At 61.7% G+C, this 14,481-nt stretch carries 13 protein-coding genes; 4 read left to right on the top strand and 9 right to left on the bottom strand.

Features of this window, described 5'->3' with window-relative positions:
• Nucleotides 1-5: 5 nt before the first annotated feature.
• On the bottom strand, nt 6-1,718 hold the full coding sequence (ureC, locus tag C5750_RS20975) for an urease subunit alpha (RefSeq protein ID WP_105736398.1): 1,713 nt from the start codon (nt 1,716-1,718) through the stop codon (nt 6-8).
• A 187-nt stretch (nt 1,719-1,905) separates the two neighbouring features.
• On the opposite strand from ureC, the gene C5750_RS20970 reads away from it, so the two are divergent.
• Nucleotides 1,906-2,274: a hypothetical protein gene (locus tag C5750_RS20970; RefSeq protein WP_105736397.1), complete on the top strand. Its 369-nt coding sequence runs from the start codon at nt 1,906-1,908 to the stop codon at nt 2,272-2,274.
• A gap of 32 nt (nt 2,275-2,306) precedes the next feature.
• Here C5750_RS20970 and C5750_RS20965 read toward each other — a convergent pair whose 3' ends face one another.
• From C5750_RS20965 to proC, 4 genes are read right to left on the bottom strand one after another with little or no spacing between them, the layout of a single operon-like run.
• Nucleotides 2,307-2,612, bottom strand: coding sequence for an urease subunit beta (locus C5750_RS20965; RefSeq protein WP_105736395.1), 306 nt, complete (start codon nt 2,610-2,612; stop codon nt 2,307-2,309).
• A gap of 8 nt (nt 2,613-2,620) precedes the next feature.
• The gene (locus C5750_RS20960) at nt 2,621-2,923 is read right to left on the bottom strand and encodes an urease subunit gamma (protein ID WP_105736392.1); all 303 of its coding nucleotides are present in this window, start codon (nt 2,921-2,923) and stop codon (nt 2,621-2,623) included.
• A gap of 48 nt (nt 2,924-2,971) precedes the next feature.
• Complete coding sequence (locus C5750_RS20955) at nt 2,972-3,805, bottom strand: urease accessory protein UreD (protein ID WP_105736390.1); 834 nt, start codon at nt 3,803-3,805, stop codon at nt 2,972-2,974.
• A gap of 37 nt (nt 3,806-3,842) precedes the next feature.
• Complete coding sequence (proC, locus tag C5750_RS20950; protein WP_105736388.1) at nt 3,843-4,658, bottom strand: pyrroline-5-carboxylate reductase; 816 nt, start codon at nt 4,656-4,658, stop codon at nt 3,843-3,845.
• A 254-nt stretch (nt 4,659-4,912) separates the two neighbouring features.
• Between proC and C5750_RS20945 the strand changes: the two genes are divergently transcribed.
• The gene (locus tag C5750_RS20945) at nt 4,913-7,033 is read left to right on the top strand and encodes a GumC family protein (protein WP_105736386.1); all 2,121 of its coding nucleotides are present in this window, start codon (nt 4,913-4,915) and stop codon (nt 7,031-7,033) included.
• A gap of 9 nt (nt 7,034-7,042) precedes the next feature.
• Here C5750_RS20945 and C5750_RS20940 read toward each other — a convergent pair whose 3' ends face one another.
• Nucleotides 7,043-8,296, bottom strand: coding sequence for a sarcosine oxidase subunit beta family protein (locus C5750_RS20940; protein WP_105736383.1), 1,254 nt, complete (start codon nt 8,294-8,296; stop codon nt 7,043-7,045).
• A 211-nt stretch (nt 8,297-8,507) separates the two neighbouring features.
• Here C5750_RS20940 and folD point away from each other — a divergent pair, with 211 nt between their 5' ends.
• A complete protein-coding gene (folD, locus tag C5750_RS20935) occupies nt 8,508-9,407 on the top strand; it encodes a bifunctional methylenetetrahydrofolate dehydrogenase/methenyltetrahydrofolate cyclohydrolase FolD (protein ID WP_105736380.1) in 900 nt (299 codons plus the stop codon).
• Nucleotides 9,408-9,445: 38 nt separating this feature from the next.
• Entirely contained in the window at nt 9,446-10,408 is a 963-nt protein-coding gene (locus C5750_RS20930) for a GlxA family transcriptional regulator (RefSeq protein WP_105736378.1), read from the top strand.
• On the opposite strand, the gene edd is transcribed toward C5750_RS20930, so the two are convergent.
• The 3 genes from edd to zwf are packed head-to-tail and all read right to left on the bottom strand — an operon-like array spanning nt 10,409 to nt 14,408.
• Entirely contained in the window at nt 10,409-12,226 is a 1,818-nt protein-coding gene (gene edd / locus C5750_RS20925; protein ID WP_105736376.1) for a phosphogluconate dehydratase, read from the bottom strand.
• Between the two features lie 11 nt (nt 12,227-12,237).
• Entirely contained in the window at nt 12,238-12,936 is a 699-nt protein-coding gene (gene pgl / locus C5750_RS20920; RefSeq protein ID WP_105736750.1) for a 6-phosphogluconolactonase, read from the bottom strand.
• 2 nt (nt 12,937-12,938) lie between these two features.
• Nucleotides 12,939-14,408 (bottom strand): glucose-6-phosphate dehydrogenase, encoded by a 1,470-nt coding sequence (gene zwf, locus C5750_RS20915; protein WP_105736374.1) that lies wholly within the window; start codon nt 14,406-14,408, stop codon nt 12,939-12,941.
• Between the last annotated feature and the right edge of the window lie 73 nt (nt 14,409-14,481).

Genomic DNA, 14,481 nt, shown 5'->3' with positions numbered 1-14,481 from the left:
TCTCCTCAGAACAGGAAGTAGCGCTGCGCCATGGGCAGCACCGTCGCCGGTTCGCATGTCAGAAGTTCGCCGTCGGCGCGCACTTCATAGGTTTCAGGGTCAACTTCCACGTGCGGCGTGGCGTCATTGTGGATCATCGATGCCTTTGAAATACCGCCGCGGGTGTTCTCGACACCGATCAGGTGCTTGTCCGTGCCAAGCGACTGGCGCAGGCCAGCCTCAATCGATGCCTTGCTGACAAAGACAACAGAGGAATTGGAGACATTCTTGCCGAAGGTGGCGAACATGGGGCGGTAATGCACGGGCTGCGGTGTTGGAATGGATGCGTTGGGGTCGCCCATCGGTGCGGCGGCGATGGAGCCGCCCAGCAGCACCATGTCGGGTTTGACACCGAAGAAGGCCGGGTTCCACAGGACGAGGTCGGCGCGTTTGCCCGTTTCGATCGAGCCGATATGCCGGGACACGCCCTGCGCAATCGCCGGATTGATCGTATATTTGGCAATATAACGTTTCACGCGGAAATTATCGTTGTCGCCGGTTTCCTGCGGCAGGCTTCCGCGCTGGCGTTTCATCTTGTCGGCGGTCTGCCAGGTGCGGATCAGAACTTCGCCGACGCGGCCCATGGCCTGGCTGTCCGACGAGATGATCGAGAAGGCGCCGATGTCGTGCAGGATATCTTCCGCAGCAATGGTTTCCTTGCGGATACGGCTTTCGGCGAATGCCACGTCTTCGGGAATCGACGATGACAGGTGATGGCAGACCATCAGCATGTCGAGATGTTCGGCAATGGTGTTCTTCGTGTAGGGCCGGGTCGGATTCGTCGATGAGGGAATGACATTGGGCAGACCGCATATCTTGATGATATCGGGCGCATGCCCGCCGCCCGCACCTTCCGTATGAAAGGCATGGATCGTGCGCCCCTTGAAGGCTGCAACCGTATCCTCGACAAACCCGCTCTCGTTGAGCGTGTCCGTATGGATCATCACCTGAATGTCGAACCGGTCGGCAACGGTGAGGCAATTGTCGATGGCGGCCGGCGTGGTGCCCCAATCCTCATGCAGTTTCAGCGAGCAGGCGCCGCCGAGGATCATCTCCTCCAGCGCTTTCGGCTGCGAAGCATTGCCCTTGCCCGATAGTCCGAGGTTCATCGGAATGGAATCGAAGGCCTGGATCATCCGCGCCAGATGCCATGGGCCGGGCGTGCAGGTGGTCGCCAGCGTGCCATGCGCGGGGCCGGTGCCGCCGCCGAACATGGTGGTGACGCCGGACATCAGCGCCTCATCGATCTGCTGCGGGCAGATGAAGTGGATATGCGCGTCCATGCCGCCGGCCGTCAGTATCTTGCCTTCCCCGGCGATGATTTCCGTGCCCGGTCCGATAATGATGGTCACGCCCGGCTGTGTGTCGGGATTGCCGGCCTTGCCGATGGCGGCAATCAGCCCGTCCTTGAGCCCGACATCCGCCTTGTAGATGCCCGTATGGTCGACGATCAGGGCATTGGTGATGACCGTATCGACGGCGCCGTCAGCCCGGGCAATCTGGCTCTGTCCCATGCCGTCGCGGATGACCTTGCCGCCGCCGAACTTCACCTCTTCGCCATAGATGGTGAAATCCTTTTCCACTTCGATGAACAGCTCCGTATCGGCAAGCCGCACCCTGTCGCCGGTTGTCGGACCGAACATGCGGGCATAGGCGGAGCGGGAGATTCTAGCGGGCATGATGGTTCTCTCCTGGGCTGTAGGTCTGGCACGGTACGCGCGCGGCTGCGGGAGATGCGGGCCACATTTTGGCCACGATATCGCCCCGGAATGACCCGATAACTGACCGCTTGAGATCGAATTCCGCATGTGAACTGCGCCCGTCATCAAACGATGATCGTTCGCCAATCACGTGAAAGGAAAGACGATGCGAAAAATGATGATCCTGGCCATGTGTGCCGCCTTCCCGCTCGCCACATCCGCGGCCTACGCGCAGACTGCGGCACCAGCCGCGCAGCAACCGGCCAGCAAGGCTCCGGCGCAGTCCGGAACGGTGCCGATCACGACGATCAATATTGTCGATATCAATGAACTGCCGGAGGGGACGAAAACCCAGGTCAACGATGCCGTGGCCAAGCGCTCGGACAAGGACATGCAGCAGCTGCGCACCTCGATTGATGCCTCGCCGCAGGTCTCCGCCGCCTTGAAGGAAAAGGGCCTGACCTCGGCGGCGGTGGTTGTCGCAAGCCTCGATTCCAAGGGCCTTTTGACCCTTGTCACCAAAAAGCCGGGCTGACCGCGCGGCAGAACATTGGGGAAGCTGGTTGGTCAAAGCTTTCCCATGATCTTTTGCTGAAACCCGTAGACCGTCCGGCTTCCGCCCAGCGGCACAAGTGTCACGTCGCGCTCCTGGCCCGGCTCAAACCGCACCGCGGTTCCCGCGGCGATGTCCAGCCGCATGCCGCGCGCCTGAGCACGGTCGAATATCAGCGCATTGTTGGTTTCGAAGAAATGATAATGCGAACCGACCTGTACGGGCCGGTCGCCCGTGTTCGCCACTTTCAGCGTCACGGTGGCCGCGCCTGCGTTCAGTTCGATCTCGCCTGCGCAAGGAATGATTTCACCCGGGATCATGGCATCTCCTAACGGATCGGTTCGTGAACGGTGACGAGCTTGGTGCCATCGGGGAACGTGGCTTCGACCTGGATGTCGTGGATCATCTCGGGGATGCCTTCCATCACCTGAGCGCGGGTGATGACATGGGCTCCGGCTTCCATGAGTTCGGCGACCGAGCGGCCGTCACGCGCGCCTTCCACGACAAAATCCGTAATGAGTGCAATGGCTTCCGGATGATTGAGCTTGACGCCGCGTTCGAGGCGGCGTCGGGCGACCATTGCCGCCATGGCGATCAGGAGCTTGTCTTTTTCACGGAGTGTCAGGTTCATTTTGTCCTCTTGGCCATCCCTGTTTGTTCCGCATGCCGCGATCCCGGTCTAGATTGACCAGACTTTAGGCACGCCTGCCTTTTGATTCAGCAGGTCGATCAGCGGTATCAGCCGTTTCCGCAGGGAATAGGCATCCTCATCCACCAGCCTCGCAAGAAGCTTGCCAGACCAGGCAGACGCCCCGCCTTTTTCACCGATTATTTTTCGCGCCGGCTCCAGATACCGCTCCGCATCATGGTCGAGCAGCAGGATGGTGGCCATTGTCCGCATGCCGCCGAGCAGGGCTGGCCGGGCAAGCATGGCAGCCGTATCGGGACCAATCGCAAAGTCTTCGGCGTGAACCAGCCTGTCCTGCCGGTAGATGCGCCAGCGGTCACGGAACGTGCAGGTCTGGACGTCCTCGCCCATGGCCTTGCGGCCGAACACCACCGGCTCGACGATCAGGGCGCGGCCCGTTCCGGCCAGCCGTGCTGTCAGCGTTCGTTTCAGGGCGGAGCGCTCGAACAGGATCGTCTCCTGCGGCAGCCAGGCGAGACTGGCATTCTCGCCAACCGAAAGCGTGGTCTCCACCTCGGCAATGGAAGAGGAGGCTTTGTAGATGCGCTCGCAGGCCTGCGTGGTAATCTGCGCGTGGCAGTCATTGCCCGCATCGAACTGCCAGCGCATGACGTCGCCGCCGGTGAGGCCGCCGGATGTATTGATCATCACGGCTTCCAGCACCGCATCGTCCCGGTCTGGCAGCCGGATTTTTGCACAGCCTTCCTGATAGAGCGTCGCAATGCGCGTGCGCCCGTTGACGGGTTTCACCGCCAGCCGGGCATGCCCATAGGCACGCTGCGGCCTCGCTGCCGGTATCAGGTCAAGGGACGGGTGAACGTTCATTCCGCAAGGCTAGCGCAGCCTGCCGGGGCGGGAAAGCTCAAACTTTCCCAAGTTCGATGGCGCGCTGGTGCGCCGCATGCACGGCCTCGGTCAGGAGGTTCTTCAGCCGGTCCCCGCCCATCAGCACCTTCAGAGCCGCAGCGGTGGTACCGTTGGGGCTGGTCACCTGTTCGCGCAGCGTCGTCGGGGTATCGGCACTGGCTGCGGCCAGCGCACCGGCGCCATAGACGGTCTGCATGGCGAGAAGGCCTGCGATATCCCGCGTCAGCCCGGCGGCGACCCCGGCCTCGGTCAGGCCTTCGATGAAATGGAAGACATAGGCAGGCCCGGAACCCGATACGGCCGTCACGGCGTCGATCAGGCTTTCATCGTCGACGGAGGCCACGGCACCGCTGGTTTTCAGCAGCCTATCGACAAAGGCGGCATCGCTGTCACCCACATGGGGGTTGCGGAACGTGACGATCATGCCCTTGCCGATGGCCGCTGGTGTATTGGGGATCGTGCGAATGATCGCGGTTTTATCGCCGAGATGCTTCTCGAAAAAGTTCACGGTAATACCGGCGGCCACGCTGACAAATGTCGCGTGTTCGGCAAAGCGCCTGTAGGCGGGCAGGACGTCGCCCATCACCTGCGGCTTGACCGCAACAAGGATCACACGTGGCTGAAGACCGGCGGCAAGCTGCGCGGCGCCCGCGACGGCATTGACCCCGAGTGTTGCTGCCCGCTCCCGCAGGGCATCGGTCGGTTCGACGACATGGACCTGTCCCGGCTGCAGCATGCCGGCATCCAGCCAGCCCTTGAGCATGGCAAAACCCATATTGCCGCAACCAACCAGAACCACGCTGTCAACCATCTGTCTTCTCCCAAATCATGTGGCCGCATTTTGATCCGGTCCAAAGCGCCGGGTCAACCGGTCAACCGCACGGCCGGGCGCCGATCGTCGAAATAATGGGAAAGACCGCTGTACCGCCGGTGCACTCCGGATAAATTCCCATGTGTTTCACCAATGATTAACGATTTATTTCCCATAGAACTTTAGGTTGGGTTAACCGTAAGCCATGCTTCGGGGGTAAGGTATTGAACGGTTCTTATGGAGTGCGGACAGGAATGGGTGATCGGGACAACGGGATAGACAAGCGGCCACGACGCTCGCTGCTCTCGTTTGCCAGCCAGCCGGAAGCGGCGGGTGATGCGCCTGCACGCGCGGCGCCTGCAACACCCCCGCAAGCCCCGCGCCGCGAAGACGATCTGGAGCACTATCAGCGGATGCGGGCGCTGCGCCTGGCGGCCAGCAGCGAAATCACGCCGCTGCCTCAGGCGGAACACGGCGATGCCCTGACGGATGAAGAGGCCGAGCAGATCGCCATCGATCGCATGCGCGCCGACATGGCGGCCATCAAGGCAGAGCTCAACCGCCGGATCGACGACAACCCGTCCGCTGCGCCGCTTTCACCGCCGGTTGCGGCCGAGACACCCGTTGCACCGGCGGCAAGCCCTGTCGAGCCTGTTGCTGACAATCATGGCGCGATGAAACGTTTCATCGAGCCGGTTGGCATCCGCGATCATGTCGTCAGTTCCAAAAAGCTGATCATCGCGACGACCCTGATCGGCACGTTGCTCGGTGCCGGCTATGCGATGACACTGCCGAAGCTCTACCAGTCAACGGCCGAACTTCTGGTCGATCCGAGCAACATCACGTTGAGCGGGACAGCGCCTACAGCCGGTCAGCTGCCAGCCGAGGCATCCCTGGCCATTGCCGAGAGCCAGTTGCGTGCCATCCGTTCCAACCGCCTGCTTTCCCAGGTGATCGACCGGACGGGTCTTGCCAAAGATCCCGAGTTCAATGGCAATCTGAAGGACAAGGGCTGGCTCGCAGCCATGGGTGAGCTTTTCTCGACCGATAGCACGCCGGACACGGCATCGCGCGAAGCGCTGCTGGTGCGCAATCTCTCGGACAATCTCACCGTGGAGCGGAGCGCGCAGAATTTTGTCTTCGATATCACCGTCAAATCCAGCGATCCGCAGAAATCCGCACGCCTGGCCAACACTCTGTCCGATGTCTTCATCGAGGAGCAGCGCAATCCGTCACCTGACGCTGGAACAACGGGTCCGCTTGCCGGCCGGCTGAATGAGCTGCGCAGTGCTGCGGAGGAGGCCGAGAACGCGGCACAGAAATTCAGGATCGACAACAATCTCGCCGGTGCGCCGGGCGCACCGGCTGATGATGTTGCAAGGGCGGGCGACGCGCTCGCTGCGGCGCGTGATCAGACGATAAAGCTCAACGCGCAGGCCACCGCCATCCAAGGCGCATCGGTGGACAGTGTTCTCGGCAATGCGGTGCCAGACGCATTGCAGTCCGACGCGATTGCTGCGCTGCGTGCGCAATATGCTGCTCTAAAGCAGCAGGCGGATACGCTGGCGATCAAGCTTGGGCCGCGGCATCCGCAGCTGATTCAGGCGCGGTCGGAAGTCGACGGCATCCGCAAGGAAGTGCGCAGCGAATTGAGCCGCATGGCCGCCTCGGTGCAGACGGAGCTGAAGCGTTCGGTGCAGCGCGAACAGGACCTGGCAAATCAGCTTGCACAGATCAAATCGCGCACGGCCGGAACAGGCGGGGATATGACCCGGCTGCGGACGCTGGAGCAGGATGCCGCAACGAAGCGCGCGGCCTATGACGCCTATGCGCAGCGCGGTCAGGCAAGCGCGCAAAGCGCCGATATGAGCGGCACCAGCATCCGGGTCATTTCGCCAGCGCAACCTTCCTCCGAGCCTACCGGGCCGTCACGCGGTGTTCCGGTAATGGGTGGCCTGCTGGCTGGCCTGCTTGCCGGACTGGCTGTCGCAATGCTGCGCGGTATGACCAGCGCTGCCCGCAACAGGCATGAGCGCGCACCAGCCGGTGCCGGAAACGACGGCCCGTTTGATCCGCCGTCGGGCGGAAAACGGACCGAACAGGTTGCTGCCAGCCCGCTCACGGCAACCGCAGAATCACGCCTGGGCGCGGCGATAAAACAGGCCCAGACGCGCAATTTCACTTCCGATGCGGCTGTAATGGCCGATGACGATGCGGCGTGGGCCGAGGATCAGGTCGCGGTTGCGCAGTTTCTCTATGACTATGCCGACATGCATCACGCCCCGCGCCACCACGACAATTCCAATATCGAGGACATGCTCGCGGATATTGCCGAGATCCGCGATGTGCTCCGGCAGCGTGCCGGCGAAGACTGAAGCCGGGCTTCAGTGCAGGCGCGGCGTCGGTCCCATGCCTTTATCGTCGATGACATAGCCGCGATAGAACCGGTCGAGCGTAAACGGCGCCGACAGCGGATGCGGCTCGTCCTTGGCGATGGTCCAGGCGAAGCATTTGCCGGAGATCGGCGTTGCCTTGAATCCGCCGTAACACCAGCCGGTGTTCAGATACATGCCCGGCAATGGACCGGTGGTGATGATGGGGGAGCCGTCCATGGACATGTCCATGATCCCGCCCCACGAGCGCAGGAGCTTGACGCGGGCCAGCGCCGGCATGAGGGCGACGAACTCGCTCATCACATCTTCCACCACGGGCAGGTTGCCGCGCTGCGCATAGGAATTGTAGCCGTCGATATCGCCGCCGAAAACCAGCCCGCCCTTGTCCGACTGGCTGAAATAGAGATGACCGCCGCCGAAGGTCGCGACCGTATCGACCACGGGCTTGAGCGCTTCCGAAACGAAGGCCTGCAGGACATGCGATTCCAGCGGCAGCCGGTCGACACCGGCCCGGCGCATCAACTCGCTGGTGTGTCCGGCCACGGCGCAAGCGGTCTTTTTCGCGTTGATCGGACCGCGGGTGGTCATGACGCCCGTCACCTTGTCGCCGTCCTTGATGAAGCCCGTGACTTCGCAATTCTCGATGATATCGACGCCGAGCTGGTCGGCCGCGCGGGCATAGGCCCAGACCACGGCATCGTGGCGTGCCGTGCCAGCGCTGCGCTGCATCAGGCCGCCAATGATTGGAAACCGTGCCGATGCGCTGGTGTCGAGGCCGGGAATGAGTTTCTCCAGCTGTTTCGGATTGAGCAGTTCGCAATCGATGCCGTTGAGCCGCATCTGGTTGCCGCGCCTGACATAGACATCGAGCTGGGGGAGATTGTGCGCGAGATTGACCACGCCGCGCTGCGAGAACATCACATTGTAATTGAGGTCGTGCGACATGGTCTCCCAGAGCTTCATGGATGCTTCATAGAAGTGCTGGTTTTCCGTCAGGAGATAATTGGAGCGCACCGCCGTCGTGTTGCGGCCGATATTGCCGGAACCGAGCCACCCTTTTTCCACCACGGCGATGTTGCGGATGCCATGCTCCTTGGCGAGATAATAGGCCGTTGCCAGCCCGTGCCCGCCGCCGATGATCACCACATCATAGGCCGGTTTCGGATCGGGCTTGCGCCACGCGGGCTTCCAGTCCTTGTTGCCGTTGAGGGCGTTCTTGAGAAGGGAGAAAGCGGAATAGCGCATCGACGAATCCAGTTTGCGGGCGGAACAGTGTGATCATGCGTGGTTTTGGCGTATTCGCAAGCCCCAGAACCATCCTTGGGTCACATCATCGCATTGCCCTTATGGGCCGCTTTCGTTATTGCGTCAGTGAACGCCGTTCTGGCGGTATTGTATTGCCTCAGAATCCTCAGAATGACGTCCATTCCCGAAGCGCGATGCCCAGGAGCAGCACATGGCAGTGACGATTGATGGCAAGCAGATTGCCGAAGACGTGGTTTCAAAGGTGAAGGCGTCCGCCGCCGAGCTGATTGAGGTCACTGGCATCACGCCGGGCATTGCCGTGGTGATCGTTGGCGAAGACCCGGCCAGCCAAGTCTATGTCGCCTCCAAGGGACGCAAGGCAAGGGAATGCGGCTTCCATTCCGTGCAGCACACCCTGCCGGAACAGACGAGCGAAGATGAACTGGTCAAGCTGGTTGAAACGCTCAATGCCGATCCGGCCATCCACGGTATTCTCGTGCAGCTGCCATTGCCCAAGCACATCGATTCCGGCCGCATCATCCAGACCATTTCGCCCGACAAGGATGTCGACGGCTTCCACTTCATCAATGTCGGCAAGCTGGGAACCGGCGAGCTTGAAACCGCATTCGTTCCCTGCACGCCCGAGGGCTCGATGCTGCTGATCGACCGCATCCTCGGCCGCGATCTCTCGGGCCTCAATGCGGTGGTTGTCGGCCGCTCGAACATCGTCGGCAAACCGATGTTCAATCTGCTGCTCGCACACAATGCCACGGTCACGATTGCCCACAGCAAGACGAAGGACCTTCCGGGCCTTTGCCGCAATGCCGATATTCTCGTTGCTGCCGTCGGCCGCCCGCAGATGATCAAGGCCGATTGGGTGAAGCCCGGCGCGACCGTCATCGATGTCGGCATCAACCGCATCCCGGCTCCCGAGCGGGGTGAAGGCAAGACGCGTCTTGTCGGCGATGTCGATTTTGCCGACGTGGCTCCCGTCGCCGGTGCACTGACGCCGGTTCCCGGTGGTGTCGGGCCGATGACGATTGCCATGCTGATGGCCAACACGCTGGTTGCCGCCCACCGCAGCGCCGGAAAAACACCGCCCCGCTTCTAATTCATTGGTTTGCAACCGGATTGTCGTTAGAACAGCATATGCCCGAAGCCCTCAAGGTCAGTAGAACCTTCGCTTTTCTGCTTGTCGACAAATTCCCGATGTTCAGCCTTGCCGCTGCCATCGATACGATGCGCACGGCCAACCGGATGGCGGAAGAGCCCTTCTACGGCTGGACCACCGTGTCCGCCACCGGTGCGCCGGTGACCGCATCCAACGGTCTGCAGATCAATGTGCAATATTCGCTGGCGGAGCTTCCCGCCGCCGATATTTTCTTCATCTGCGCCGGGCTGACCACCGAATTTGAAGAAAAGCCCAAGGTCATTGCGGCGCTGCGCAATCTTGGACGGCGCGGCGCGGCGCTGGGCGGGCTCAACATCGGCAGTTACATCCTTGCCGAAGCGGGGCAACTGGAAGGGCATCGCTGCACGATTCATTGGGAAAACCGCGCCGGTTTTCAGGAGCGTTTTCCGCAGATCGAATGCACCGGCAATGTTTTCGAGATCGACCGCAAGCGCTATACCTGCGCGGGCGGGACCACGTCGATCGATCTGATGCTGGAGATCATCCGGCAGGATTTCGATCCCGGCCTTGCCAATGAAGTGGCCAACCAGTTCCACCATGAGCGCATCCGTTCGCAGACCGATCGCCAGCGCATCGGGCCGGAGCGGGATCTGACCGGAAAATCCGAGAAGCTGCGCAAGATCGTCGAGCTGATGGCCGACAATCTCGAACAGCCGAAATCGGCGGTGCGGCTGGCCAAGGCCGTTGGCCTGTCCGTCCGCCAGGTGGAGCGCTTGTTCCTGCGCCATCTCAACATGACGCCGGGGCGCTATTACATGAGCCTGCGGCTGGAGCGGGCGCGCGAGCTATTGCGGCAGACGCATTCGCCCATCCTCGATGTGGCGCTGGCAACGGGCTTCACGTCCCATTCCTATTTTGCCCAGAGCTACCGGGCGCAGTTCGGGCGCTCACCCTCCGATGAGCGCCGCACCACCTATTGATCAGCCGAAAACCGAAGCGCCTTCGTCGGCGCGGCCCACCACGTTGCGGAAGGCGGCGAACAGTTCGCGGCCCATGCCATAGCCGTTGTGGCTGAGGTCGACGACCGGTTCGGGACGGGCGGCGAGAACCTCCGGGTCTTCCAGCACGTCGAGCGTTCCGATCTCCGCGTCGAGACGTATCATATCGCCATCGCGGATCTTGCCGATGATGCCGCCGCTCAAGGCTTCCGGCGTCACGTGGATCGCCGCGGGCACTTTGCCCGAAGCACCCGACATGCGCCCGTCGGTCACCAGCGCCACCATGTGGCCGCGATCCTGTAGAACGCCGAGCGGCGGCGTGAGCTTGTGCAGTTCCGGCATGCCATTGGCCTTTGGACCCTGGAAACGGACCACGGCGACAAAGTCGCGGTCGAGCTTTCCGGCCTTGAAAGCGTCCTGCAGCGCTGCCTGGCTGTCGAACACGATGGCAGGCGCCTCGATGATGCGCCGCTCCGGCTTGACCGCCGATGTCTTGATGACGGCAGTGCCGAGATTGCCCTTCAGCATCTTCAGGCCGCCGGTTGCCTGGAACGGCTCCTTGACCGTGGACAGGACCTTCTTGTCGGCGCTTTCGCTTGGAATGGGATTGCGCTGCACGGTGCCGTTTTCACCGAGTTTGACCTCGATCGTATAGGCGCGCAGGCCTTCGCCCCAGACAGTTTTCACGTCCTCGTGCAGAAGGCCTGCATCCAGCAGTTCGCGGATGATGTAGCCCATGCCGCCCGCCGCATGGAAATGGTTCACATCGGCAAGGCCATTCGGATAGACGCGGGCGAGCAGCGGCACCACGTCGGAAAGGTCGGAAATATCCTGCCAGGTCAGCTTGATGCCCGCCGCCGCCGCCATGGCGACGAGGTGCATGGTGTGGTTGGTCGAACCGCCTGTCGCGTGCAGCCCGATGACGCCGTTGACGATGGTTTTTTCGTCGATCATTTCCCCGACCGGCGTGTATTCGTTGCCAAGCGCCGTGATGGCAAGCGCGCGCTTGGCGGCCTCGCGTGTCAGGGCTTCGCGCAAGGGCGTGCCCGGATTGATGAAGGACGAGCCGGGCGTATGCAGCCCCATGATTTCCATGAGCATCTGGTTGGAATTGGCCGTGCCGTAGAAGGTACAGGTTCCCGGTCCGTGGTAGGATTTTGATTCCGACTCCAGCAGCTTGTCGCGGCCGACCTTGCCTTCCGCATAGAGCTGGCGGGTTTTTGCCTTCTCGTCATTGGGAAGGCCCGTGGTCATCGGACCGGCCGGGATGAACACCGCGGGCAGGTGGCCGAAGGTCAGCGCGCCGATGACGAGGCCCGGTACGATCTTGTCGCAGACGCCGAGATAGACAGCCGCATCGAACATGTCGTGCGACAGGCCAACAGCCGTCGCCATGGCAATGACATCGCGGGAAAACAGCGAAAGGTCCATGCCCGGCTGTCCCTGGGTCACGCCATCGCACATGGCGGGTACGCCGCCGGCAACCTGCGCCACACCGCCCGCTTCATGCACCGCCGCCTTGATCAGCTGCGGATAGGTTTCGAAGGGCTGGTGCGCCGACAGCATGTCGTTGTAGGAGGTGATGATACCGATATTCGGCAGGACATCGCCAGCCAGCGCCGCCTTGTCGGACGGTCCGCAGGCGGCAAATCCATGGGCAAGATTGGCGCAGGCGAGAGCCGAGCGTTTCGGCTTGTGGGAGGCAGCCTCGCGCAAACGGTCGAGATAGACATCGCGGGTCGGGATCGACCTCTCACGGATGCGGTTGGTAATGCTTTTGACCCTTTGCAGGACGGTCATTGGTTTTCTCCTTATGGAGCCCAGAAAATCTCAAGATTGATGGGTGTGTGGCGCAGGACAGCGCGAATGGGCATGTCAGCGGTTGCCCCGTCACCAAGCGCCTTGTCGAGAACGGCCTTTTTGCCGTCGCCTTCGATGTGCAGCACCACCAGGCGGGAATGGACGATCACCGGCAGGGTGAGTGTCAGGCGCGGCTCACCGGCGCCTTCCGCCTGCATCGGCAGGACGAGCGCCGGCTGCGTCATCGAAATCGCGTCGGCAAGACGGTCGCCGCCGGGGAAGAACGAGGCCGTGTGACCGTCACCGCCCATGCCGAGGATGGTCACGTCGAATGGCTGGCCCAAGGCAGCAATGGCGGTCGTCGCCAATTGAACGGCTTCTTCCGTGTCCGCAGAGGCATGATAAAGGCCGACGAAATTGGCCTTCGCCGCCGCATTCTGCAGAAGCAGATCCGTTACCAGCTTCTGGTTGGAGCGGTCATTGGATGGCGGCACGAAACGTTCATCCACCAGGGTGACGGTGATCTTGCTCCAGGGCAGGTCCTTGACGGACAACGCCTTGAAAAAGCGGGCAGGGGTGGTTCCGCCCGATACGGCCAGAACCGCCTTGCCGCGTGCATCGCATGCGGCCTGCAGCTCTGCTGCAACACGGGTCGCCAGTGCTTCCGCAAGAGCGTTCCCGTCTGCAAAACTGTTCAGTGTCTGCTGCATGATCATGTCTCGTGCCAGGTGCGTCCGTCGCGTTCAATCAACGCGATGGCCGCGGATGGTCCCCATGTACCGGCGGTATAACCTGCGGCGGACTGGTCATTGTCGGTCCACGCTTTGAGGATCGGATCAATCCAGCGCCATGCGGCCACGACTTCGTCACGGCGCATGAACAGGGTCTGGTTGCCGCGCACCACATCCATCAGCAGGCGTTCATAGGCGTCGGGGCTGCGCACCTGGAACGATTCCGCAAAACTCATGTCGAGCGGAACGTGGCGCAGGCGCATGCCGCCCGGACCCGGATCCTTGATCATCATCCACTGCTTCACGCCTTCGTCGGGCTGCAAGCGGATCACCAGCTGATTGGCGACGACCCGGCCCGCGCTCTCGCCAAAGATCGAGTGCGGAATGGGCTTGAACGAAACGACGATCTCCGACGCCCGCGTGGCCAGACGTTTGCCGGTGCGCAGGTAGAACGGAACGCCGGCCCAGCGCCAGTTGGCGATCTCGGCCTTGATGGCGACGAAGGTTTCCGTATTGCTGGTCGAACCCAGTTCTTCCTGATAGCCCTTGACCGGGCCGCCGGCGGACGCACCGGCGCGGTACTGGCCGCGCACGGTCAGCTCTTCGGCATTCTTGCCATCGATGCGGGCAAGCGAGCGCAGGACTTTCAACTTCTCATCGCGCACAGCATCGGCATCCATGGATGCGGGAGGCTCCATCGCAACAAGGCAGAGAAGCTGCAGCATGTGGTTCTGCACCATGTCGCGCAGCGCCCCGGCCGTATCGTAGTAACCGGCGCGGCCTTCGAGGCCCACTGCTTCCGCGACCGTGATCTGCACGTGGTCGATATGCGCCGAGTTCCACAGCGGCTCATAGAGCGCATTGGCAAAGCGCAGCGCCATCAGGTTCTGCACCGTTTCCTTGCCGAGATAGTGATCGATGCGGAAAATCTGCTGTTCGTTGAAAACGCTGCCGATCGTATCGTTGAGCGCAATGGCCGACTGAAGGTCGCGGCCGATCGGCTTTTCGACAATGATACGGGTCTGATCGGTGATCAGCTCATATTTCTTCAAGCGGCTGGCGATGTCGCCGAACAGGCTCGGGCTCACGGCAAGGTAAAACGCCCTGATCTTTTTGGTGGCATCGCCAATCGCGCTTTTGAGATCGTCCCAGCCATTGTCCGATGTCGCATCGACGGCAACATAGGACAGGCGCTGCAGGAACTGTTCTACCTGCTTCTTGTCGATCTCTTCTGGTTTGACATGTTCCTTGATCGCGGCTTCCGCAAACTTGCGGTAGTCGGCGTCGGACATCGCCGAACGCGATGCGCCAATGATGCGGGTGGGCTCCGTCAACTGGCCGTCCCGCTGGCGTTGATAGAGCGCTGGGATCAGTTTGCGCTCGGCAAGATCGCCGCTGCCGCCGAAGACGATGCAGTCAAAAGGTTCAACCGGGATAATCTGGCTTGTCATAAGATGAAGTCTCGCTATGCCAAAAATAGGTGTTCCGCTGATGCAGGCCTATATAATCTAATCGATTTAAAAA

The organism is Phyllobacterium myrsinacearum, from assembly GCF_002980555.1.
GTDB classification, from domain to species: Bacteria; Pseudomonadota; Alphaproteobacteria; order Rhizobiales; family Rhizobiaceae; genus Phyllobacterium; species Phyllobacterium myrsinacearum.
This window is presented reverse-complemented; position numbering and strand designations above follow the sequence as displayed.

Coding starts and splice junctions, on each gene's coding strand:
- ureC (WP_105736398.1), bottom strand. CDS start 1,718: ATGCCCGCTAGAATCTCCCGCTCCGCCTATGCCCGCATGTTCGGTCCG.
- C5750_RS20970 (WP_105736397.1), top strand. CDS start 1,906: ATGCGAAAAATGATGATCCTGGCCATGTGTGCCGCCTTCCCGCTCGCC.
- C5750_RS20965 (WP_105736395.1), bottom strand. CDS start 2,612: ATGATCCCGGGTGAAATCATTCCTTGCGCAGGCGAGATCGAACTGAAC.
- C5750_RS20960 (WP_105736392.1), bottom strand. CDS start 2,923: ATGAACCTGACACTCCGTGAAAAAGACAAGCTCCTGATCGCCATGGCG.
- C5750_RS20955 (WP_105736390.1), bottom strand. CDS start 3,805: ATGAACGTTCACCCGTCCCTTGACCTGATACCGGCAGCGAGGCCGCAG.
- proC (WP_105736388.1), bottom strand. CDS start 4,658: ATGGTTGACAGCGTGGTTCTGGTTGGTTGCGGCAATATGGGTTTTGCC.
- C5750_RS20945 (WP_105736386.1), top strand. CDS start 4,913: ATGGGTGATCGGGACAACGGGATAGACAAGCGGCCACGACGCTCGCTG.
- C5750_RS20940 (WP_105736383.1), bottom strand. CDS start 8,296: ATGCGCTATTCCGCTTTCTCCCTTCTCAAGAACGCCCTCAACGGCAAC.
- folD (WP_105736380.1), top strand. CDS start 8,508: ATGGCAGTGACGATTGATGGCAAGCAGATTGCCGAAGACGTGGTTTCA.
- C5750_RS20930 (WP_105736378.1), top strand. CDS start 9,446: ATGCCCGAAGCCCTCAAGGTCAGTAGAACCTTCGCTTTTCTGCTTGTC.
- edd (WP_105736376.1), bottom strand. CDS start 12,226: ATGACCGTCCTGCAAAGGGTCAAAAGCATTACCAACCGCATCCGTGAG.
- pgl (WP_105736750.1), bottom strand. CDS start 12,936: ATGCAGCAGACACTGAACAGTTTTGCAGACGGGAACGCTCTTGCGGAA.
- zwf (WP_105736374.1), bottom strand. CDS start 14,408: ATGACAAGCCAGATTATCCCGGTTGAACCTTTTGACTGCATCGTCTTC.